Here is a 21,915-nt window from a genome sequence, read left to right on the forward strand (position 1 = left end):
TATTTTTTGGAGGGGGATGGGACCGTTACGGCCCCGACCCTCTCCAACATTAGATAACGATCGTTACTATTTGTCAAGCAGCGTCCGCAAGCTGCCTGGCCGACACCCAGGCACCATGGACCTGCGCCCGCATCGGCAATGGCATCGGTACACGAGCGATCGGCCCGGCAGCGATCGCGCCTGCCTCGACAACCCAGAGTTCCGACTTGAAGTCCGCCTCGCCAGCCTGCCTGTCGACGACCATCAGCAGCCAGCCATCATGCCCTTCCTGCACGGATGGCACATGGGCCGGTTCGCTGATTGCCATGCCCGGCTCCAGCCCCATCATGTCGATGCGACCATTGCCCGGCTCGATCCGAAGCAAGGCATTGAACGCGACGCCGACCGGGCCGCCCGGCAGCGGCGGGCCGCCCTGCGGGTTCATCGACAGATACCAGGCTGCCCGATAGGGCCGCCCCTGATCTGAATCGCGCAAGCGCGGCATGTCGCCGGGTGGCCCGACCACACGCTCCTCGAACGTCTCACCCTCCTTCGACAGGTCGAAGGTCCAGCGCGTCAGTCCGCCCTGAATGTCACGCTGGTCGCGGTGGATGCCGCCAGCTTCCCGCATGAAGCCGAACGCATTGGTGTCCGACAGGCAAAGGTCCAGATGGACGAAGCCATCCTCTTCATAAGCGTTGAGCAAATGGAAAGCGGACACGCCCTTGCGCCCCTTGAACCAGCGCATCTCCTCCACCTTGCCATAGCGCGGCATGATGCCGACCCAGCTTTCCAGATCCTGCTGGTGCGCCCAGTGCGCCCCGCCAGCTTTCAGCCGGTCGAGATCGGCTGTGGTCGGGAAGATCGGAAAAATCGCGTAATTTTGGGTGATCGCGAAATCATGGATGGTCGAGCAATAGGGCTGGTCGAACCATTGTTCGGAGATCAATTTGCCGTCGCGATCCGCGATCGCATAGGAAATCTTGGTCGAACATAATCCGTCGGCCTCATAGCCGAAGAAGAACATCTCGCCCGTTTCCGGATCGATGCGCGGATGGGCGGTAAAGGTTTGCGACCGGAGCGCGCCATAATAGTCCCAGCGCCCCAGCGTCTCCAGCGTGTTGGGATCGACCTGATAGCCCAGCCCATCTTCCTTGGTCATGAACAGCCGCCCGCCGTGCCAGACCGGTGTGGTATTGGCGACGGTGCGGTCCCGCCCGGCGACGCTGGCGTCGTCGGTGAAAGGGTTGCGATATTGGCCGAACAGGGCGCGCCGCGCATCCTTTTCCAGCTGGTAGCGCTCGGTTTCGACATAGCGGATCGCATAATCGACCTTGCCGTCATGGATCGCGAATTTCGCGACCATGCCGTCGCCCGACAGCACGATATCATCGTCGAACATCGGCGGATGGGCAGGGTCGGGCACGGCGCGGAAGAAAGCGCCGTCAATCTCGGCAGGGATTGTGCCGATCACGTCCAGATTGCGCGCGGACCATTCAATGCCCACCGGTGTGTTCAACCCGACGAAATGGATGGTCTGGGGATAGCTTGGCATCGCCCTTGGTTCCTTATTCTCTCCTGAGCCTTATACTAACATTCGTTACTATTATTGCAAGCACAGAATGTATGCCGGGGCAACCTTTATGCCGCCTGCTGCGTGTTGCGGCGCAGGCTCTTGAGGACATGATCCGCGCCCTTGTCGCCGATCATGATCGCGGTCGCATTGGTATTGCCGGCGGGCAGCGATGGCATCACCGACGCATCGGCCACCCACAGCCCGTCCACGCCGATGACGCGCAGGTCGGCATCGACCACTGCGGCGGGATCGTCGCGATGCCCGATCCGTGCGGTGCCGACCGGATGATAGAGCGGGATCGACGCCATCTTCACATAGTCGCGCAATTGCGCCGCATCGGTAAACGCCGCGCCAGGCCGCAGCTCGGTTTTCACATGGGCGGCGATGGATGACTGGCGGAGGATATCGCGGGCGATGCCGATGCCTTCGACGATCTGCTCTATGTCCAGCTCACTGTCGAGTTGCCGGTGCGCGATCACCGGCGGCGCGAGCGGATCGGCCGACCGCAGCGTGATCCGCCCGCGATGGCTGGGCCGCATCAACCCGACCAGCGTGGAAACGGACGGATTTTTCCGCAGCATCAACCGGCCACGCTCGTCAAAGTCGAAGGCGAAGGCGGCAAAGCTGATCTGAAGATTCGGCGCGGGCAGACCGGCCCGGCTTTTGACAAACGCCTGCGCATGACCGATCGCGGTGGTCAGCGCGCCGCGTTTCGCCAGAGCATAGCGCAGCACCTGCCAAGCCCCGCGCAACCCCTGCGCATCGCTGTTCAGCGTCGCGCCGTCGACTTCGTTGACGACATGGGTGCCGACATGATCCTGTAAATTGCGGCCGACGCCCGGCAGGTCGCGCACAACCTCTATGCCCATATCCGCCAGATGATCGGCCGGGCCGATACCCGACAGCATCAACAGGCGTGGCGTATTCATCGCCCCTGCTGACAGCACCACACCATGGCGCGCGCGCAATGTCTTTTCGACGCCGTCCTGACGATAGACGATCCCGACGGCGCGCTTGTCCTCGATCAGCAGCCGCAGCAATTGCGCTTCCAGCAGGATCGTCGGTGCCTTGCCCCCGCGCCTTTCGTGCAGATAGCCGCGCGCCGCCGAACAGCGGGTGCCCTTGCGTTGCGACACCTGCACATAATCGACGCCCTCGGCCGTTTCGCCATTCAGGTCGGTCGAACGCGCGATACCTGCCTGCTGCGCGGCCGCGACCCACTGATCGGTGATCGGGTAGCGCGCCCGTCCTTCCGACACGGCGATCGGCCCGCCAGTCCCGCGCCAGGCATCAGCCCCACGCTCATTATCTTCCATCCGCCGGAAATAGGGCAGCACCGACGCATAATCCCAACCGTCCGCGCCCATCGCCGCCCACTGGTCATAATCCCAGCGATGGCCGCGAATGAACATCATGCCGTTGAGCGCAGATCCCCCGCCCAGCAGCTTGCCCGCGGGCCAGATATCGGCCCGCCCGCCCAGCGACGGGTCGGGTTCGACCTGATAGCACCAGTCAAAATCCGGGTTCTGCACGATCGCGCTGGTCAGTGCAGGCACGCGCGAACGCATATGCCGGTCGGTCCTGCCCGCTTCGATCAGGGTGACGGCCAGCCCGGCCTCGGCCAGCCGCCCGGTCATCGCAGCCCCGGCCGATCCGCCGCCCACGACGATGATGTCGGTCATTTCCATGGATGATCCTAATAGTTGGACATGACGGCGATGCTGGGCGCATCGAGCGGTTTGCCCGCCGCCTTGAGCTTCGTCTCACGCGTCCGCAATGCGCCTTGTTCGGCGATCAGCCAGGCGTGGATAGCATCGACATCCTGCACCGACAGCAGATCGTCCCAGCGCGGCATACCGCCCGGCAACAGCAGGCCATCACGCACGATCGCGCCGAACATCTCATGGGTCGCAGGCTGCATCCGCCGCAGGTCGGGTGCGGTCGATCGCAACTGGTTGCTGTGGCAGATGGCGCAATTCTGGAAGAATAGCCCCTGCCCCTGCGCGATCATCGCGGGGGTGACGCCCGGCTTTTGCGCGGGCGGTGCGGAGGCGACCTCCAGCGGCGGCAGCGGATCGGGCTTTTTGACCGGCCCGCCATCCAGCTTGAACACCAGCAGGCGGTTGGCATTGCCATAGCGATAGGCCGCAGCATAGTCTGGCACATAGCTCCAGCCGCCACCGCCAAAGCCGGTCGCGACCGCGACATATTGCACGCCCTTGACCCGATAGGTCATCGGCGCGGCCATGATCGAGCTGCCGGTGTCGATCTCTTTCAGCAACTTGCCGGTGTCGGCGTCCCGCACGATCAGCTTGCCGCCGATCGTGCCGTGAAACACCAGTCCCGAAGCGGTGGCCAGAGTTCCCATCCGGTCCTGCCACCCCTGTGTCGGCACGGCCCATTTCGCCTTGCCGGTCAGCGGGTCGATCGCGCGCAGCTCGGAACTATAGGGCTTGTCCTTCACCCATTGCATTTCGGGCAGCTTTTCCACCTGATCGCGGATCGCAGCGGGCAGCGTCGGCAGCACCTGTTGCAACATCGGCGTGAAGATCAGGGTCGTCTGGACATTGAGCGCCCTGGCACGGCGGGCTTGTTCAGGCGTGCCGGGCGGCGGGCCGAACATGAGGTTGCCCATGTCCAGTACATGCGCAAAATAGAGTTTGCGCGTCGGATCATAGGCGGCGGGATACCAGTTGCGCGCGCCCGCCGAGGCTGGATAGACGATGCGCGGCCCGTTCCAGTAATCGACATTTTCGGGCGCCATCTGCGCAACGCCGTCCTTGTCGAACCCCTTGGTCCAGTTGGTGCGAACGAGCGGATTGATCCGCAGCGGCTTGCCGGTTTCGCGGTCGATCACGAACAGATAGCCGTTCTTGGGCGAATGGAGGATGGCGGGGCGGATCTTTCCGTCCACCTCGACATCGGCCAGCACCATAGGCTGGGTCGCGGTAAAATCCCAGCTGTCGCCGGGCGTTTCCTGATAATGCCATTTGACTGCACCGGTCTTGCGATCGAGCGCGACGATGGAGGAGAGATAGAGATTGGTCCCGCCCTTGGGCGAGCGCGTCTTTATCGCATAGGGTCCGCCATTACCGACACCGATATAGACAGTGTCGAAGGCGGGATCATAGTTGATCGCATCCCACACCGTGCCGCCGCCGCCAATGTCCCAGCGGCTGTCCTTGTCCCAGCTTTTGAGCGCGGCATCGAGCGCCGGGTTTTCCTGTGGCCCCGCTGCAGGATCATGCGGCACCGTGAAGAAGCGCCACGCCTGTTTGCCATCGGCGATGCGATAGGCGGTGACATAGCCACGCGTGTCATATTCCGCGCCGGCATTGCCGATGATGACCAGATCGCCCGCCACTTCGGGCGCGCCCGTGCTGGTGTAGCCGCGTGTGTGATCCGTGACCGTATCGACCTTCCACAGGATCGCGCCGCTCTTGGCATCCAGCGCATAGAGCATCCCGTCGAGCGCGCCGACCATCACCTTGCCGTCGGCCACGGCCACGCCGCGATTGGCCTGGTCGCAACAGGCCGAGCGGTTGGCCTGCATGTCCACTTCCGGCTCGAAGGTCCAGAGCGACGCACCGGTCGCGGCGTCCAGCGCATAGACCCGGCCGAGATTGCCGCTGGTGTACATCACGCCATCGACCATCACCGGCGTGGCTTCCTGTACGCGACTGGTCCCCAGATCATGCGACCAGGCGAGACCCAGCCGCGCGATATTGCCCGCGTCGATATCGGTCAGCCGCGAAAAATGGCTGCCGCCGACATCACCGCCGGTGAAGGGCCAGTCGTCGCCTGCCCCGCCTTTGTCACCCGCCGCGCAACCCGCCAGCGCGAGCAAAGCCAGAATCGCGCCTCTCACAGCGGCCAACTCCCCTTGTGCGCCAGCATCACATCGTGCAGCGATTTGGGCTTCTGACCCGTGATCCGTTCGACGCAATCGGTCGCCTGGGCAAAATAGCCTTCGCGGATCGACTGGCCGAAAGTGACCATGTCATCGCTGGACCAGGGAATGGGGCCATCGGGCGCGATGTCGGACGCATGGCGGGGGATGCCGAGCGAATCGAAATAGGCAAACATCGCCTCGTCATCGACCGGTTCGACGACGATCGGCTTGCCCGCAATGTCGCTGGCCATCGCCATCGCCTGCGGAATGGTGATGAGGTCCGGGCCGGTCAGCGTATAAGCCTTATTTTCGTGACCCGGCTGGGTCAGCACACCCACGGCGGTGGCGACGCAATCGTCACGGCTGACGAAGGCGACCGGGCCGTCGGCGCAATTGTCGGGCTTGGTCCCGGCGATCAGCGCGGGGATGACCATCGCGGCGGCGACCGCTTCGGCATATTGGCTGTCGCGCAAATGGGTCCAGGCCGCGCCCGACGCCTCGATGATTTCCTCGGTCGCGCGATGATCATGTTTGACGATGGCGGGATTGCCCGGTTCGTCGGCGGCAATGATCGAGGTATAGACGATGTGGCGCACCCCTTGGCCGACCGCCGCCTCCACCGCATTGCGATGCTGGCCGACGCGGGTGCCGACGCGGGCGGTGCTGATCAGCAGCATCCGTTCGCCCCCTTCCATGGCGGCGGGAAGGGTCGCGGGATCATCGAAATCGGCGAAGCGGACGTCGGCGCCCTTGGCGGCAAAGTCGGCTAACTTAGCAGGAGTGCGCGATAGCAGGATCACGTCCTGCGGCGCGACCTTGTCCAGCAGCAGGGCTGCGGCGGCGCGACCAAATGCGCCGGAAGCCCCTGAAATGATGATCTTTCCCATGCACCCTCTCGCCTATCATTCTTATCGCCAGTTGCGCATAATAGTAACGAATGTTATTGTTGCGTCAAGAGAGTGAAAACAGGAGAGTGACCATCATGCCAAGCCTGCCCATCGAGGACCGGATCGCGCTACAGGATCTGATCGCCGCATATAGCTGGGCGCTGGATACCGGCGATGTCGATGCGCTGGTCGCCTGCTTCACGCCCGATGCGCGCATGGTGGAGGAGGTGTTCGACGAACCCGACATCTGGGAAGGGCATGAGGGGATTCGCGGGATTGCCGAACATTATCGCAACGCGCCGGGCTTTCCGGGTCGCCAGCATCATGTGACCCAGGTTCAATATATGCCGCAGGAGGATGGCAGCTGCACCATGCGGTCCTTCGCCTTCGTCACGGAATGTGAGGGCGAGCCGCCCTATCTGCTACGCTTTACAGGCTGGTATGACGATCATGCGGTCAAGGGCGAGGACGGCCAGTGGCGTTTCCGCCGCCGCACCGTGCGGCTGTGGGACGGGCAAGTGCTGAGCAAATTCCCCGGTCGGGGCGAATGGGTGCCGCGCAAGCGGCCGGAGTCGCTGATCATCAGGCGGTAGCAGGCTGATTAGCTGGGGTGAGCATCAGGCCAACCCGTCGATCGGACGACAGCCCCCACCCCCAGCCCCTCCCCTGAAGGGGAGGGGAGTTTCAAGGGCGGACCAGCACCCAGCTGAGCGCTGGTTCCGCTGCTCCCGTGACCGGGGCAATTTCGCACCGGTCCACCCCGCCCAGCGCCAGTTCGGCGAAGGCTTCAGGCCAGCGTGCGCCTGCAAGGCGCGCCAGCGTGGCAATGGTTGCGCCATCGGGCGCGCAGATCGGCACCATGACGCCGACGGCGCGATGCAGGACCAGCGCGACGCGGCGATAGCCTGCTTCTGCCGCAATCTCGCCGATCAGCAGTTCATCGCTGCGCCGGGTGATGCCGAACAGCGCGCTGGGTTCGTCGGTCAGCAGACCGCGCACCTGCCGCACCCGGTCACCCTCCAGCGCCAGCGACGCAGCCCCCAGCGCACCCGCCCGCGCGGCAAAGCGCTGTCCTGCGCCAAGGCCGGGATCATGCAGCAGTAACGCCCCGCCGGTCCGCGCAGCCATCGCGCCGCCCGATCCTGCCAGAGCGGACGCCACCGCAGCGCTCGCCAGAAAGCCGCGCCGTGTCACGATGGTCATTGCCCCGCCTCCCCGGCCCGCGCCAGATGCCGGGCGATCAGGTCCATGTCCGCATCGCTCAGTTCGCCGCGTGGGATGGCAGGCATGTTGCCGATACCCATACGCGCGGCCTGCACGACATAATCGACCGTCAGGTCGGTGCGCTTTTCGAGCAGCGGTTGCTCCGTCCGGCGCGCCAGCAGTCCGGTCCCCATCCCGCCCGGCCCGTGGCACATGGCGCATTTTTCCAGATAAAGCCGTTCGCCCGGTCCCGCCTGGGGCCGAGACGAGAGGGTTTCAGGCGCTGGCAAGGGAGGCGGTCCCTTGGCAGCCTGCGCCGGAGCCGGAGCGTTTTCACTCGCCCGGCCGCACGCTGCCCCGGCCAGCACCAAAGCGGACGCTGCCAGCGCGATCCATCCCCGCCGCCTCATGCCCGGCCTCCTGCTTTGCGGGTGGGCCAGATGCCGCTCTTGCCCGGCGCGATCACACCGTTGGGATCGAGCGCGTCCTTGACCTTGCGGTTGATCTGCCAGAGCGCCCCCTTGTTGAAATCATAGGTGCCGGCGACCGCATCCATATAGTCGAGATGGGTGCGATATTCGCCATAGCCCTGGGCCTTGGCATCGGTGATCAATTGCTTGAGGAAGGGATCGACCCGGCCCATCAGCGCGGGATCATCCTTGTTGATCAGCACGGCGTTGACGTTGATGAGATGGCGTTCGCCGAACGCAAAGCTGGCCTGATAGTCCATGCCAAATTCCTTGTAGCGGGCATAGGTGCGCTGGAACTGCGCCATCGCCGCCGCGCCCGATTGCGGCAATATGGGCGAGAAGCCGACATGGCCGCCGCGTCCGCCGTGCCAGTTGGCGTTCTGCATCGGCATGGTCAGCGGCGTGCCGGTCCAGCCGCTCGCCTCCATCGGTTCGCCCGCCTTCCATGTCGTCGGGCGCATCGCCATGGGTTTCAATGCGCCCATCGCCTGTTCCAGCACCGCATAGGCCGCCTTGTTCACCGACTCGCGACCATAGAGGCGCAGGCTGACGCCCCACCAGCCGACATTGAATTTCTTGCGGATCGCCGCGATCACAACATCGGCCAGCGCGCCGGGCTTGTCGGTCCACTGGTCGCGCGTCGTCACCACGGCGGCGGCGCGCAGCCAGTTGCCGATGGTGGGCGACTGCTGCAACAGCCCTTCCCGTCGCAACGGGGCGATGGCGTCGATCAGCGGACCCAAATCCTCCGGCCGGTCAAATTCCAGATCCATGCCCATCAGCGATTCGGGCGCAGGCATCAGCCACAGGCCCATTTTGGTGACGATGCCGAAATTGGACTGGACGAACATCTGGTCCCAACTGGGACCAAAGCCGAAGCGATAGAGCTGCCACGTCGGTGCGCCGTCCAGCGCGCCCATGCCGGTGCGCACGACCAGCCCATCGGCCATTACCGCTTCGATACCGCAGATGCGCGCCGCATGTTCGCCATAGGGGGTATAGCCGACGCCCCGGTCGAGCGCATTGCCGACGACCGATCCCCAGCTGTTGCCCGGCACCGACAGCCAATGCTTCATGCCCCTGGACTTCAGGAAATCATAAAGATCGTAGAAGCCGACCCCCGGCTCCAGCAGCACCGTGCCGTTCGCCTCGTCATAGTCGATCTTCTTCATCCGGCTCATGTCTAGCACGACCGATCCCGCCAGCAGTGGGGCGGAGCCGCCATAGCCCAGATTCTTGCCCCGGCTGATCGGCCAGAGCGACAGGCCGCGTTCCGCCGCGACCCGGACGATCGCCTGCACCTGCTCCACCGTGGCGGGGGCGACCGCACCGGCGGGGTGATGCAGCGCATCGTCGATGGCAAACTTGTCCTGATAGGCAAGCTGGTCCGCCTCGTCGAAAAACACATGATCCTTGCCGACGATCGCGGCGAAGGCGGCGATGGTGGCGGGCGGGAGGGGTTGGGCCATGCTGCTAATATGCCTTGTGCTTGGAAAGGGGTTCAGGCCGCCGCCGTCCAGCGGGTGCGCGCCGGGGGACGTGCGCCGCCGTCGAGCCGCAGCACTTCGGCGTTGATCATCGGGCTGCGGATCAGGAACATCGCGGCGTCGGCAAATTCCTGCGCGGTGCCAGCGCGGCGGGGAAATTCCATCCCGTCGATCAGCTCATCAACCAACGCGCTTGGCATATGTGCCGTCATCGGCGTGGCAAAAAAGCCCGGCGCTATCCCGACGCAGCGGATCGCATGGCGCGACAGGTCGCGCGCCCAAATCAGCGTCAGTGCAGCCAACGCCGCCTTCGACGCGCCATAAGCGCCCATCCCCTCCTGCCCCTCGAACGAGGCGATCGAGCAGGCATTGAGGATGACGCCGCGTTCGCCATCCGCGCCGTCGGGCGCATTGGCGATCATGGCGTGGGCGACATGGGCAGTGACGGCGAGCGCGCCGATCAGGTTGACGTCGATCACCTGACGAAAAGCGGCAACGTCGCCCGGACCGGCGGGCGTTGCAATGGGACCAATGCCGCCGATGCCCGCCATATTGGCCAGGATAGCGATCGGGCCATGGCGATCTACAATGGCGGTAATAATGGCTGCAAGGGCCGCTTCATCGGTGATGTCGCACGGGATCGACTCGATGTCTGTCAGTGTGGCCAGCTGCCGGTCCAGCACCACGACCCGCGCTCCGGCGTCGCGCAGGGCCAGCGCCACCGCTTCGCCCAGGCCCGATGCGCCGCCGGTCACGAGCGCCACTGTGCCCTTCACATCCATCTCGCCTCACTCCGCCGGTCGTGCCGGCATTTTTAATAACGATCGTTATCATCTAACGGGGCGATGGCGTTGTCAAGCCAACGCTATGTCCAGCATTTGACGCCATCATAAAATTCACTTGCCAATTCCGCCTCCGATATTGTATCCCTAGCATACATATTCGGTGAGGCCGCCCCCGGCCCGCCTGTCACAAGACCAGCCAGGGAGCAGGATGATGGAAAACGAAAAAGACGTGGTGTCGGTGCATGTCGAGGACCGGATCGCCTGGGTGAATTTCGCCCGCCCCGCCAAGCGCAACGCGATGAGCCCGACGCTCAACCGGCGCATGATGGAGGTGCTGGACGAGCTGGAATTTCGCGACGATGTCGGCGTTCTGGTGCTGAGCGGCGAAGGCACCGCCTGGTCGGCGGGCATGGATTTGAAGGAATATTTCCGCGAGACCGAGGCTGACGGCCTGCGCGGCGTGCGCAAGTCGCAGCGTGAAAGCTATGGCTGGTTCCGCCGCCTGCGCTGGTTCCAGAAGCCGACCATCGCCATGGTCAATGGCTGGTGCTTTGGCGGCGGTTTTGGTCCGCTTTTCGCCTGTGATCTGGCCATCTGCGCCGATGAAGCGCAGTTCGGGCTGTCCGAAATCAACTGGGGCATATTGCCTGGCGGCGGCGTGACCAAGGTGGTGGTCGACCTGCTTCCCATGCGCGACGCGATGTGGCTGACGCTGACCGGAGACCTGATCGATGGCCAGCAGGCGTCGGCGATGCGGCTGGTCAATGAAAGCGTGCCGCTCGACCAGTTGAAGGACCGCACCCGCGCGGTGGCCGACAAGCTGCTGGCGAAGAATCCGGTCGCGCTCAAATTCGCCAAGGATGCCGTCCGTCGCGTCAACACCATGACCTATGACGAGGCCGAGGATTATCTGGTGCGGATGCAGGAAGCAGCCAATTTCCACGACAAGACCGAAGGTCGCAAGGAAGGCATCCGCCAGTTCATCGACGAGAAGAGTTACAAGCCGGGTCTGGGCAGCTATGACCTGTCCAAGGCAAAGGCCGACAGCGAGGCCTGATTCCCGCGTCCCTCCTGACAGGTGCCGGATGCGCTCCGGCGCCTATTTTTTCATATCCGCGATATATCCATATCCGCGAAACTGTGGCAGGATGCTCCAAAACAGGAGGATATCCATGCCCATTGCCACCACCCATGTCGGCAGCCTGCCACGCGGCGACGCGCTGACACCGCTGCTGCTGGCCCGCGACAAGGGCGAGCCTTATGACGCGGTGGCGTTCGATACATTGGTGCAGGCGGCCGTGTCGGAGGCCGTGACGGCGCAGATCGAGGCGGGCGTGTCGATCGTCAGCGATGGCGAATTGGGCAAGGTCGGCTACTCCACCTATATGATCGAGCGGCTGTCGGGGTTTGGCGGGCATACCGACCGACGCCCCGCCGCCGATCTGGCGCCGCTGCCGGAACTGCGGCAAAAGCTGGCGGCGATCATGGGCAGTCAGGATTTCACCCGCGCGTCCTGCATCGGCCCGGTGCGGAAGGTAACGCTGGACCCGCTGCATGACGATATTCGCCGGTTCAAGACGGCGCTGGCACCGCATGGGAACGGCGTGCGGGCGTTCATGAATGCCGCTTCGCCGGGGCTGATCACCGCGTTCCAGGTCAATCGCCATTATCCCAGCCATGAAGCCTATCTCGCCGATCTGGTCGATGCGATGCGCGAGGAATATGAGACGATCGTGGCGGCGGGGTTCGACCTGCAACTCGATTGCCCGGATTTGGCGATGTCGCGGCACACTGGCTATCAGGATGCAAGCGAAGAGGAGTTTCTGAAGATCGCGGCGGCCAATGTCGAGGCATTGAATGCCGCGACCGCCAATATTCCGCCCGAACGGATGCGGATGCATATTTGCTGGGGCAATTATGAAGGCCCGCACGATCATGACATTCCGCTGGAGAAGGTGATCGACATCATCCTGCCCGCGCGGCCGGCCACCGTGCTGTTCGAGGGGGCCAATCCCTGCCATGAGCATGAGTGGACGGTGTGGCGCGATGCGGCCATTCCCGATCACAAGATATTGGCGCCCGGCCTGATCGACACCTGTTCCAACTATGTCGAGCATCCTGAACTGATCGCCCAGCGGATCGAGCGCTTTGCGCGGATCGTCGGCAAGGACCGGGTGATCGGCAGCACCGATTGCGGGTTCGGCACCTTTGCGGGCTATGGCAAGATCGACCCGGCGGTCACTTGGAAGAAGCTCCGGTCGCTGCGCGCGGGCGCTGATCTGGCGGACGCGCGACTGTGACGGCGCAGGAGCGGCGCGCCATCGAGGCGGATTGCGCCCGGCTGGTGGCGCTCTATGCCAATTTGAACGACGCAGGCGACTGGCAGGGGGTGGCCGATCTCTACGCGCCGGACGGGCGAATGGCACGGCCAACCGCGCCCGATGACTGGGTGCAGGGGCGCGAGGCGATACTGGCGGCTTTCCTTGCCCGACCGGCGCGGGTGACGCGGCATATCTGTTCCAATGTCGTGATCGACGTGGTGAGCGCGACCGAGGCCGTGGGGGAAAGCGCGATGCTGTTGTTCACGGGCGATAGCGCGCCTAAGGTCGGGTCGTTTCACGACCGCTTCATCCTGAGCGCGGCGGGATGGCGCTTTGCCGAACGGCGGGGCAGCCTGATTTTCCAGGGAAGCTAGCAGCCCATGAATGGCACCACGCCGTCCACCGTCAAATCGGCGATGCGGACGATCGACATCATCGAATATGTTGTCGCGCGGCCCGCTGGCGTGGTGGCGCAGGAGATTGCGGCGGGCCTGACCATTCCGGTCAGCAGCCTGTCCTATCTGCTCGCGACGCTGGTGGAGCGGCATTATCTGGCGCGGGAGGGACGGCGTTATCTGCCCGGCCCGGCGCTGGCCCGGCTGGCGTCGCCGCGCATGGCGCTGTCGCTGGCGGACAAGGTGCGGCCTCTGGTCAAATCGCTGCGGACCCAGACCAATGAAACGGCGTCCTTCTTCGTGCGCGACGGGTGGCAGCTGGAGGCGATCGTCACCGAAACGGCGGAACAGTCGCTGCGCTATTCGATCAGCGTGGGGACGCGGATTCCGATGCACAGCCTGGCGGCGGGGAAGGCGTTGCTGGCGACGCTGGCCGATAGCGAGATCGACGCCTATTTCGCGCAGGTCGCGCTGGAGCCGTTCACGCCGCAGAGCGTGACAGACGAGGGGGCGTTGCGGGCGGAACTGGCCGCGATCCGCGCGTCGGGCGTGGGGCGCACGCGGGAGGAATACACGCCGGGCATTTGTGGCCTGGGCATAGCGGCGATGGTCGATGGCGTCGCAGTGGGTGCCTTTTCGGTCGCCATTCCCCTGCCCCGCTTCACAGCGGAACTGGAAGCGCGCGCGGTGGCGCGGCTGGAGCAGGCGGTCGGACTGTTCGCGGCGGCCGAGGTGCCTGCGGAGTAGCGGCGTGGCGGCAGTGGCATGCGGCTATAAGTGAATTGCGGACAGTCGGCTTTCTTAACCCCCACCCGCAGGCGGGATGGGCGGCCACACCTGCCCCCCAAACGAAAACGGGGGACGCCTTTCGGTGTCCCCCGTTCCTCCCGCTCAGAGAGTCTGATCAGGCTTTCTTGGTGCGCCAGCCGTCGGCGTAATTGTCGCGGGCGGCTTCCGAATAGGGGACCGAGGAAACGATCGCCTTGATTTCGGTCTGGACGTGGGGTTCGACGGTCGGCTTGGAGGTGCCGCCATTGGGTTCGCCCCACAGCAGGGTCACTTCGGTGCCGGGTTCGGCGAACTCGGCATCGACCATCGCCAGCGCCAGGAAGCGGCCGGCGTTGATGGTGTAGCCGATCCAGGTGGACAGGCCGATGGTCTTGCCGTCCTTCAGCACCGCGTCATAGGGGTGCATACAATAGACCGCGCTGGGGAATTCGAGGAACTTGGCCTTGTCACCCGTCTGGAGCATCGAGCTCATGACGCGGACGATATCCTCATTGTCGAGGGCCAGCGTCACCTTCTGGCGGTGCGGCTTGTCCTTGACCTTTTCCAGCGCTTCGCGGCCGATAAAGTCATGGTCGAACTTGACCATGATGCCATAGCCCAGCTCCCACGGGTTGAGGTAATAATCCTCGATATTGTCGGAGACGAAGCTGCCGCCGAGCGAGCACATGCCTTCATAGGATTTGGCGGGCAGCCATTCGCGGAACGCCTTGGAGCCTTCGCCGGTATAGGTGGCGGGCAGCGGCGATGGGATCCAGCCGGATTCCAGCGTGTTCGACGAATAGGTGCGGCCGCCGCAGAGCGTCAGGCCAAAATCCTTGCCCGCTTCGATCAGCGCGTTGCGGACGGTGTCATAATCCTTCCAGGGACCAAACAGCTCGTAACCGGGCTGGCCGGCCATGCCGTGACGCAGCGCGCGCACTTCGACGCCCGCGATCATGATCGGCGCCATGTGGAAGAATTTGAGGTCCGGCGGGGTCTGGCCCATCGCCTTTTCCAACACGGGCATGGCGTTTGGCCCCTGCAGCTGGAAGCGATAGTTGCGGCGATAGCCCTGCTGGTCGAGCGGGCGGGCGGCGGTGCGTTCGTCGCGTTCGACCTTCACGTCCCACTTGCCGGTCGAGGCCCAATATTCGACCCATTCGATGGAAGGCGCGCGGCCGACCAGCTCGAACTTTTCTTCTTCGAGATAGAAGAGGATGACGTCGCCGATGACGAAGCCTTCGGGGGTGACGGGCGCGAACTGCTTGGCGCGGTTGGGCACGAAGCCCTTGAAGCTGTTGGGGGCGAGATAGGACAGCATGTCGAATGCGCCGGGACCGGTGACGAGCAGATCGACCATGTGGAAGCTCTGGTTGAACAGGACCGAGCTTTCCGCCCAGCTGCGCTGTTCGTCGCGCCAGTTGCTATATTCGCCCGGCACGCCCGGATAGGCATTGGGGCCGACCTGCTGGTTGCGCAGGAATTCGACGATGTCGCCCTTTTCAACGAGCAGTTGTTGCAGGGACTTGTCAGTCATTCAAACCTCTCCTTTGGCATGATAAGAAATGTTACGGAAATCGGGTGTGGCGGGCATGGCGAGCCATTCCCCCACCAGCGTGTTGAACGCCTGTGGCGCTTCGGCGGGCATCATATGGCCCGCGCCTTCGACGACGCGCAGCTGCGCGCCGGGAATCGCTGCGACGATCGCTTCATGCTGGGCAACCGGGGACCATTGGTCCTGCCGACCGACCATGGCGAGCGTGGGACAAGCGATGGTTGGCAGCAGTGCATCGACCGACGGGCGGTTGAGCAGCGCTTCAATCTGCGCCTCGAACGTCGAAAGTCCCGCCGAGACGGCCATGGTATAGAGGCTGTCCATCAGCGCTTCATTGCGCAGACCCGCAAAGCCGACCATCGGCGGCAGCCAGTCGGCGACCAGCGCGGCCATGCCCTGATCGCGGCCAATATCGCGCAGCGCGTAGCGCGCTTCGCGTTCGCCGGGCCTGGGGCTGTGAACGCCGGTATCGACCAGCGCGAGTCGCTCAACCCGGTCGGGCGCCTTGCGCAATAGCTCCAGCGCGACGCGCGCGCCCATGGAATGACCGAGCAGCGATATCCGCGCGGGCATCCGGGCCAGCGCATAGTCGGCCATCGCCTCTATCCGGTCGCACCCGGCGTAAAAGCCGTCGATCACCTGGGCGGCGGGGAAAGCATCGACCAGATCGGCAAACATGCGCGAATCGCACATCAACCCCGGAAGGATGATGAGCGGCGCGGCTTTGCTGCCCTGATCGGATGTTTTCGTATCCATGAAGTTTTCATCTATACGAATGTTTACGGATAGGCTAGGGGAAAAATGCGCCGGGGAGAGGCACGCCGCTTTCTTCACCTGGGCCACCCCTGATCGAACGCTACCGGGAGAGAGTCATGAGCTTGCCGTCGATCCATCCGAACTGGGATTTGCCGCCAAAGGGCATGACCGATGGCTATTCGCTGGAAATCACGGCGAAAGACATTGACGCGCTGCGCGAGGCCGCGCCCGCCATGGCGCCTGAAACCCCGGTCGCCGTCACCTTCCTGCCCGGCGAATCGCTGGAGGCGCGAATCGAGGCGGCGCGCACGGTCCGGGCGCTGGGTTTTGAACCGATGCCGCATTTTTCCGCGCGCCGTCTGGAGTCGGGCGATGATTTCGAGGCCTATCTGGCCGCCGTGGTGCGCGAGGCCGGTGTCACCCGCTGCTTCATCATCGCGGGCGATCCGCCCGAAGCCGCTGGTCCCTATACTGACAGCATGTCGCTGATCCGTACCGGGGCGTTTGAGCGGGCGGGGATCAGGGCGATCGGCATTGGCGGCCATCCCGAAGGCCATCCCAATATGACGCCCGACCAGTGTTTCGACATATTGATCGCCAAATGTGCGGAAATCGAAGCGCGCGGCATGGCCCCGCTGATCGTCACCCAGTTCAGTTTCGACGCAGCGCCAGTGCTGGCCTGGCTGGCAGAATTACGCGCGCGCGGCATTGTTGCGCCGGTGCGGATCGGCATTCCCGGACCAGCGGGGATCAAGACGCTGATGCGCTTTGCCGCGCGCTGCGGCGTGGGGGCGTCGGCGTCGGTGCTGACCAAATATGGCATTTCGATCACCAAGCTGATCGGCACCGCTGGTCCCGACAAGCTGGTCGATGCCCTTGGCAAAGGGCTGGGAAGCCAGCATGGCAAGGTGCGATTGCATTTCTATCCATTTGGCGGCCTCGCGCGGACCGTCGAATGGATCAACGATTATACGAAAAGCCGCTAAAGGCGGCGCGACTTGAGCGGAGAAGCGATGTGACCGAGATTTGCACCCTGACCCTGCAATGCGACGACCGGCCCGGCCTGGTGGCCGATGTCGCCGGCTTTTTGGCGCAGCAGGGCGGCAATATTACCGATGCCCAGCAGTTTAACGACAAGCTGACCGACCGTTTCTTCATGCGGGTGGAATTTGAGGCGGCGGACGACAGCGTCGACGGGCTGCGCGCGGCCTTCACCAATGTGGCGCAGAAGCGCGGCATGGAATGGAGCCTGCGTCGCCGCAGCGAGCGGCAGAAAGTGCTGCTGCTGGTCAGCAAGTTCGACCATTGTCTGGGCGACCTGCTGTATCGCTGGCGCATCGGCGAACTGGACATGGATGTGGTGGGCATCATCTGCAACCATCCGCGCGAGGCGCTGACCATATCGCTGATCGGCGACGTGCCGTTCCACCATCTGCCCGTGACCAAGGACACGAAGGCCGAGCAGGAAGCACAGATCAAGGCGATCGTTGACGAAACCGGTGCGGACCTGATCGTGCTGGCGCGATACATGCAGATTTTGAGCGACGATCTGGCCGGGTTCGTGTCCGGCCGGTGCATCAATATCCACCATAGTTTCCTGCCCGGCTTCAAGGGAGCCAAGCCCTATCATCAGGCGCATGAACGCGGGGTCAAGATGATCGGCGCGACGGCGCATTATGTGACCGCGGACCTGGATGAAGGCCCGATTATCCATCAGGATGTCGAGGCCATCGGCCATGCCGATACGCCCGATGACCTGGTGCGCAAGGGCCGCGATATCGAACGGCGGGTGCTGGCGACAGCGGTGCAGCATCATTTGCAGGGTCGGGTGTTCCTGAACGGCGCGCGTACCGTCGTTTTCAAGGCCTGACCATGGCGCAGATCATTGACGGGCGCGCGATGGCGCGCGCCCTGTCGGACGAAACCGCCGCGCGGGTGGCGGCGCTGGTCGAACGGACCGGCCAGCCACCCGCGCTGGCGGTGGTGCTGGTCGGCGACGATCCGGCAAGCCATGTCTATGTGCGGCGCAAGATCAGCGAATGTCGGCGCGTGGGTATCACATCGATCGAACATCGGCTGCCCGCCCATTGCCCGCAGGCAGAGTTGCTGGCGCTGATCGACGCGCTGAACGCGGACGCGGCGGTGCATGGCATCTTGATCCAGCTGCCCCTGCCTGCCGGGATCGACGCGGCGCTGGTGCTGGACCGGATCGACCCGGCCAAGGATGTGGATGGATTTCACCCGGTCAATGTCGGGCGATTATCCACCGGGACCGGCGGGCTGGTGCCCTGCACACCCCTGGGGATCATGAAGCTGCTCGACAGCGTGATCGACGATTATCGCGGGTTGAACGCGGTCGTCATCGGCAAGTCCAATATTGTGGGCAAGCCGGTGGCCATGCTGTTGCTGGAGCGGGAGGCGACGGTGACGGTCACCCATATCGAAACGCTGCACCTGCCCGACATTGCGCGCAAGGCCGACATCATCGTTGCCGCCGCAGGCGCGCCGCATCTGGTGCGCGGCTATTGGGTCCGGCCCGGCGCGATTGTGATCGACGTCGGTATCAATCGCGTTACCCAGGCCGACAATAGCACGCATATTATCGGCGATTGCGCTACCCATGAACTGGACCATGCCAAGGCGGTGACGCCGGTGCCGGGCGGGGTTGGCCCGATGACCATCGCCTGCCTGCTGAGCAACACCGTGCTGGCGGCCGAAAGGAACCAAGATGCCTGAGACGATCTGCACCACCCGCGTGAAGGTGCGCGACCTGCCCTTGCTGGCCGACATCGGCATCAACCCCGACGAGATCGGCCGTCGCCAGCCGCTGGTCATCTCGGTTGATCTGGCGCTGTCCGCCGACCGGGTGGACGGGATTGGCGACACGGTCGATTATCGCAAGGTCGCACAGGCAGCCGAGGATCTGGCATTGGTCCATATCCCGCTGATCGAGACATTCGCGCAGAAGTTGGGCGAGCGCTGCCTGGAATTTGCCTGCGTGGTCGAGGCACGGATCTGCGTGGACAAGCCGTTCGCGCTGACGCGGGGGCTGGCGGGGGTCGAGGTGACGGTGCGGCGGGGGTAACGTCACCTTGCAATCCCCCCTGTGGGGAGGATGACCTGGCTGCGTGTTTTGACGTCAATTTTCGTCCGAAGGCCGGATGCGTGAGGCTAGCAGAACCAGCGCGGCAATGCCTGATCCCAGCGCCAGCAGCAGCGAGGTCGTGCCCCGCCCTGCCCCTGCCGCGAGCAGTTGACCCGCCGCGAACGGGCCAAAAGCCGCGCCGAAACGGCCGAAGCCGATGACCGCGCCGGTGCCGGTCGCGCGCAGGGTGGTGGGATAGACATTGGCGATGAGCGCATAAAGGCCGACCACCGAACCGTTGGACAGGAAGCCCAGGATGAAGGCGGCAAGCTGAAGCACGACCAGTTGGGGCGGCACTGCGCCAAAAACCGCGACTGCCGCCGCGGCACCGGCCAGACTGAAGATGACGAGCGGACGCAGGCCAAGGCGCGGCGAGAGCAGGCCAAGGGTCAGGCCGCCGATCGCGCCGCCTGAATTCATGAACACCGATACGATCGTCGCCTGCGACGGATCGAAACCCAGCGCCACGACCAGCGAGGGCGCCCAGCCGAGCGCGTAGTAAAAGGTCATCATATGCAGGCCGTACATGATGATGAGCGCGATGGTGGTGACACGGTAGCGATCGGCGAACAGGGCGCGCATCGAGGCTTTGGGTTCATTGAGCGCCACCAGTTGCGCGGCCTGAGGCTGACCCAGGCGGCGCAATATCGCGTTAATGCGCGCCAGCGCGTCCGGTCCGCCGCGCGTCGCCAGCCAGCCGATCGATTCGGGCAGGCAGGCCAGCACCAGCGGCACCATGGCGAGCGTAGCCACGCCGCCGAACAGGAAGATTGCTTCCCACCCCTGTGTCCGCAGCAGTTGCGCCGCGCCCCAGCCGCCGATGATGCCGCCGACCGGATAGCCAGCCGCCATGATGCTGACCGCCAGATCGCGGCGGCGGCGGTTGGCAAACTCCGCCGACATGGCATTGATCGCCGCCAGCATCGCCCCCAGCCCCAGCCCGGTGAGCGCGCGCAGCAGGCCGAGCGACACCAAGCCGGTGGCAAAGGCGGAGGCGAACATGCCGACCGTCATGATGCCAAGGCAGAATAATATCTGGCGGCGGCGGCCGATCCGGTCGGCCAGTTGGCCAAGTGTCAGCGATCCGATGACCATGCCGACCAGGCCCGTCGACACGATGATACCGATCGCGCCCGGCCCGATCGCCCATTCCTTCGCAATGCCCGGCGCTGCGAAGGTGACGGCCAGCACGTCAAAGCCATCAAGCGCGTTCAGGAGAAAGCAGACAGCGACCGCGACAATCTGTGGCAGGCGCATCGGACTGTCGGCCATGATGCTGCGCGGGTCATCCGCTGGCAGGGTAGCGATGGCCATATATGTCCTCTTCTGTGCGTCGGGTCGGCGCAATTGCGTTATTGTATGCTGATGACACAATTAGGCGATCCTCCCTGCTTGCGCCAGTCCCATGATAAATGTAACGATCGTTATCAATTGGGAAGAGGGTGCCATAATTTATGACCGATGCGAGCCGGGTGCCGGGCCGGGACGCCACGCAGCCAAGCCTGTTGCTGGGGATCGGCTTTGGCTTTCTGTCGTCGCTTGGTCCATTTGCGATCGACCTCTATCTGCCCGCCATGCCCGGTATGGCGCAGGCGATGGCGGCGGACAGCGGCGCGGTGCAGCGCACCCTGTCCGCCTTTTTCCTGGGACTGGCGCTGGCGCAGATCCCGCTGGGCACGCTGGGTGACCGGTTCGGGCGGCGGTGGCCACTGATCGGTGGGCTGGCGCTGTTTATCGCCGCGTCAACGGCGTGCGCACTGGCGACAAGTCTGGAGCAGCTGGTCGCCTTTCGGTTTTTGCAGGGGATGGGTGCTTGTGCGGGAACGTCGAGCGTGCGGGCGATGATCCGCGACCGGCATAGCGGCCATCGCGCGGCGCAACTGATGGCCTTCACTTTTCTGGTGATCGGCATTTCGCCGGTGTTGGCGCCGCTGGCGGGGAGCTATTTGTTGCAGCTCACGTCATGGCGCGGGCTGTTCGGGTTGTTGGCGGGCGGCGGCCTGGTGGCGATAGCGGCGGTGCTGCTGTTCCTGCCCGAAACGCTGCCGCCGGAGCGGCGGGTGGTGCGCCAGTCGATGCTGCAATCCTATGGGCAGTTGCTCGCAACCCCGGCCTTTGTCGGCTGGACGCTGGTGGCGGGGCTGGCAACGACCATTCCCTTCGCCTTCGTGACCGCAGCGCCCTTTGTGTTCAGCATCGGCTTTGCCCTGAGCGCGCACGAATATAGCCTATTGCTGGCGCTCAATGCCGTGACGTCGATGGTCGCGACCCAGTTTGCGCCGGGACTGATGCAGCGGTTGGGGGCGCGGCGGCTGGTGCTGAGCGTCGCGAGCGTCGCAATTGCTGCGACGGCCATGATAGCACTGGTGGCGACGCGACAGAATATGCCGTTGCCGCTGTTCCAGATCTATTCCATGCTCTTGTTCGCGATTGCGGGCCTGATCCTGACCCCTGCGGCGATTTCAGCGCTGGATGCGGCGGCGGGCGGTGCGGGTGCGGCGGCGGGGTTGCTGGGCACGCTGCAACTGGCGATTACCGCGCTGGCAAGCGGCGTCGTGTCGCTGTTGCCATCCTTTACGGTGCTGCCGCTGGTGAGCGTGCTGGGGGGGGCGTTTGTTATCATCTTTGCTGCACTGATGGTGCTGGGGCAACGACGCTAATTGACAAACCCGTTCGCCGTTCGTTTCGATCGAAGT

General features: G+C 64.3%; 21 protein-coding genes. 10 read left to right on the top strand and 11 right to left on the bottom strand.

Translation table 11 applies throughout. From position 1 onward, the window contains the following. Positions 1 to 73 precede the first annotated feature (73 nt). The 4 genes from EBBID32_RS15510 to EBBID32_RS15525 all read right to left on the bottom strand — a co-directional run bounded on the left by EBBID32_RS15510 (position 74) and on the right by EBBID32_RS15525 (position 6,334). Positions 74 to 1,534, bottom strand: a complete 1,461-nt coding sequence (locus tag EBBID32_RS15510; RefSeq protein ID WP_006960153.1) for a carotenoid oxygenase family protein — start codon at positions 1,532 to 1,534, stop codon at positions 74 to 76. 86 nt (positions 1,535 to 1,620) lie between these two features. After that, the gene (locus EBBID32_RS15515; protein ID WP_006960154.1) at positions 1,621 to 3,243 is read right to left on the bottom strand and encodes a GMC family oxidoreductase; all 1,623 of its coding nucleotides are present in this window, start codon (positions 3,241 to 3,243) and stop codon (positions 1,621 to 1,623) included. Positions 3,244 to 3,251: 8 nt separating this feature from the next. Beyond that, a complete protein-coding gene (locus tag EBBID32_RS15520) occupies positions 3,252 to 5,423 on the bottom strand; it encodes a PQQ-dependent dehydrogenase, methanol/ethanol family (RefSeq protein WP_006960156.1) in 2,172 nt (723 codons plus the stop codon). Continuing rightward, complete coding sequence (locus EBBID32_RS15525) at positions 5,420 to 6,334, bottom strand: SDR family oxidoreductase (protein ID WP_006960158.1); 915 nt, start codon at positions 6,332 to 6,334, stop codon at positions 5,420 to 5,422. Before EBBID32_RS15525 ends, EBBID32_RS15520 begins: the two co-directional genes overlap by 4 nt. A gap of 95 nt (positions 6,335 to 6,429) precedes the next feature. Here EBBID32_RS15525 and EBBID32_RS15530 point away from each other — a divergent pair, with 95 nt between their 5' ends. Next, positions 6,430 to 6,927, top strand: a complete 498-nt coding sequence (locus EBBID32_RS15530; protein ID WP_006960161.1) for a nuclear transport factor 2 family protein — start codon at positions 6,430 to 6,432, stop codon at positions 6,925 to 6,927. A 91-nt stretch (positions 6,928 to 7,018) separates the two neighbouring features. Here the strand turns inward: EBBID32_RS15530 and EBBID32_RS15535 are convergent, their stop codons facing one another. Genes EBBID32_RS15535 through EBBID32_RS15550 form a run of 4 tightly spaced genes read right to left on the bottom strand, consistent with a single transcriptional unit; the run spans position 7,019 to position 10,276 of the window. After that, positions 7,019 to 7,537, bottom strand: a complete 519-nt coding sequence (locus tag EBBID32_RS15535; RefSeq protein WP_006960163.1) for a hypothetical protein — start codon at positions 7,535 to 7,537, stop codon at positions 7,019 to 7,021. Then, on the bottom strand, positions 7,534 to 7,947 hold the full coding sequence (locus EBBID32_RS15540; RefSeq protein ID WP_006960165.1) for a c-type cytochrome: 414 nt from the start codon (positions 7,945 to 7,947) through the stop codon (positions 7,534 to 7,536). The genes EBBID32_RS15535 and EBBID32_RS15540 overlap by 4 nt, the downstream gene beginning before the upstream one ends. Then, complete coding sequence (locus tag EBBID32_RS15545; RefSeq protein WP_006960167.1) at positions 7,944 to 9,476, bottom strand: FAD-binding oxidoreductase; 1,533 nt, start codon at positions 9,474 to 9,476, stop codon at positions 7,944 to 7,946. Before EBBID32_RS15545 ends, EBBID32_RS15540 begins: the two co-directional genes overlap by 4 nt. Before the next feature lie 32 nt (positions 9,477 to 9,508). Beyond that, positions 9,509 to 10,276, bottom strand: a complete 768-nt coding sequence (locus EBBID32_RS15550; RefSeq protein ID WP_006960169.1) for an SDR family NAD(P)-dependent oxidoreductase — start codon at positions 10,274 to 10,276, stop codon at positions 9,509 to 9,511. Positions 10,277 to 10,487: 211 nt separating this feature from the next. Between EBBID32_RS15550 and EBBID32_RS15555 the strand changes: the two genes are divergently transcribed. The 4 genes from EBBID32_RS15555 (at position 10,488) to EBBID32_RS15570 (ending at position 13,742) form a co-directional block, all read left to right on the top strand. Beyond that, positions 10,488 to 11,336: a p-hydroxycinnamoyl CoA hydratase/lyase gene (locus tag EBBID32_RS15555; protein WP_006960171.1), complete on the top strand. Its 849-nt coding sequence runs from the start codon at positions 10,488 to 10,490 to the stop codon at positions 11,334 to 11,336. A gap of 115 nt (positions 11,337 to 11,451) precedes the next feature. Beyond that, positions 11,452 to 12,579, top strand: coding sequence for an epoxyalkane--coenzyme M transferase (locus tag EBBID32_RS15560; protein WP_006960173.1), 1,128 nt, complete (start codon positions 11,452 to 11,454; stop codon positions 12,577 to 12,579). Then, the gene (locus EBBID32_RS15565) at positions 12,576 to 12,974 is read left to right on the top strand and encodes a nuclear transport factor 2 family protein (protein WP_006960175.1); all 399 of its coding nucleotides are present in this window, start codon (positions 12,576 to 12,578) and stop codon (positions 12,972 to 12,974) included. The genes EBBID32_RS15560 and EBBID32_RS15565 overlap by 4 nt, the downstream gene beginning before the upstream one ends. A gap of 6 nt (positions 12,975 to 12,980) precedes the next feature. After that, positions 12,981 to 13,742, top strand: a complete 762-nt coding sequence (locus EBBID32_RS15570) for an IclR family transcriptional regulator (RefSeq protein WP_006960177.1) — start codon at positions 12,981 to 12,983, stop codon at positions 13,740 to 13,742. 157 nt (positions 13,743 to 13,899) lie between these two features. On the opposite strand, the gene desA is transcribed toward EBBID32_RS15570, so the two are convergent. Together desA and EBBID32_RS15580 are read right to left on the bottom strand one after the other, a co-directional pair. After that, positions 13,900 to 15,300 (bottom strand): syringate O-demethylase, encoded by a 1,401-nt coding sequence (gene desA, locus EBBID32_RS15575; protein WP_006960180.1) that lies wholly within the window; start codon positions 15,298 to 15,300, stop codon positions 13,900 to 13,902. Continuing rightward, positions 15,301 to 16,074: an alpha/beta fold hydrolase gene (locus EBBID32_RS15580; protein ID WP_006960181.1), complete on the bottom strand. Its 774-nt coding sequence runs from the start codon at positions 16,072 to 16,074 to the stop codon at positions 15,301 to 15,303. It lies immediately after the preceding gene. 116 nt (positions 16,075 to 16,190) lie between these two features. Here EBBID32_RS15580 and EBBID32_RS15585 point away from each other — a divergent pair, with 116 nt between their 5' ends. From EBBID32_RS15585 to EBBID32_RS15600, 4 genes are read left to right on the top strand one after another with little or no spacing between them, the layout of a single operon-like run. Next, positions 16,191 to 17,060, top strand: coding sequence for a methylenetetrahydrofolate reductase (locus tag EBBID32_RS15585; protein WP_006960183.1), 870 nt, complete (start codon positions 16,191 to 16,193; stop codon positions 17,058 to 17,060). A gap of 29 nt (positions 17,061 to 17,089) precedes the next feature. Further along, positions 17,090 to 17,944, top strand: coding sequence for a formyltetrahydrofolate deformylase (gene purU, locus EBBID32_RS15590; protein WP_006960185.1), 855 nt, complete (start codon positions 17,090 to 17,092; stop codon positions 17,942 to 17,944). A gap of 2 nt (positions 17,945 to 17,946) precedes the next feature. Continuing rightward, complete coding sequence (locus tag EBBID32_RS15595; protein ID WP_006960187.1) at positions 17,947 to 18,810, top strand: bifunctional methylenetetrahydrofolate dehydrogenase/methenyltetrahydrofolate cyclohydrolase; 864 nt, start codon at positions 17,947 to 17,949, stop codon at positions 18,808 to 18,810. Beyond that, positions 18,803 to 19,159 (top strand): dihydroneopterin aldolase, encoded by a 357-nt coding sequence (locus tag EBBID32_RS15600; protein ID WP_006960188.1) that lies wholly within the window; start codon positions 18,803 to 18,805, stop codon positions 19,157 to 19,159. The genes EBBID32_RS15595 and EBBID32_RS15600 overlap by 8 nt, the downstream gene beginning before the upstream one ends. A gap of 54 nt (positions 19,160 to 19,213) precedes the next feature. Here the strand turns inward: EBBID32_RS15600 and EBBID32_RS15605 are convergent, their stop codons facing one another. After that, on the bottom strand, positions 19,214 to 20,533 hold the full coding sequence (locus EBBID32_RS15605; RefSeq protein WP_006960191.1) for an MFS transporter: 1,320 nt from the start codon (positions 20,531 to 20,533) through the stop codon (positions 19,214 to 19,216). Positions 20,534 to 20,673: 140 nt separating this feature from the next. On the opposite strand from EBBID32_RS15605, the gene EBBID32_RS15610 reads away from it, so the two are divergent. Further along, positions 20,674 to 21,879, top strand: coding sequence for a multidrug effflux MFS transporter (locus EBBID32_RS15610; RefSeq protein WP_006960193.1), 1,206 nt, complete (start codon positions 20,674 to 20,676; stop codon positions 21,877 to 21,879). The last annotated feature ends 36 nt before the right edge of the window (positions 21,880 to 21,915 follow it).

This window comes from Sphingobium indicum BiD32, assembly GCF_000382885.1.
Taxonomy (GTDB): domain Bacteria; phylum Pseudomonadota; class Alphaproteobacteria; order Sphingomonadales; family Sphingomonadaceae; genus Sphingobium; species Sphingobium japonicum_C.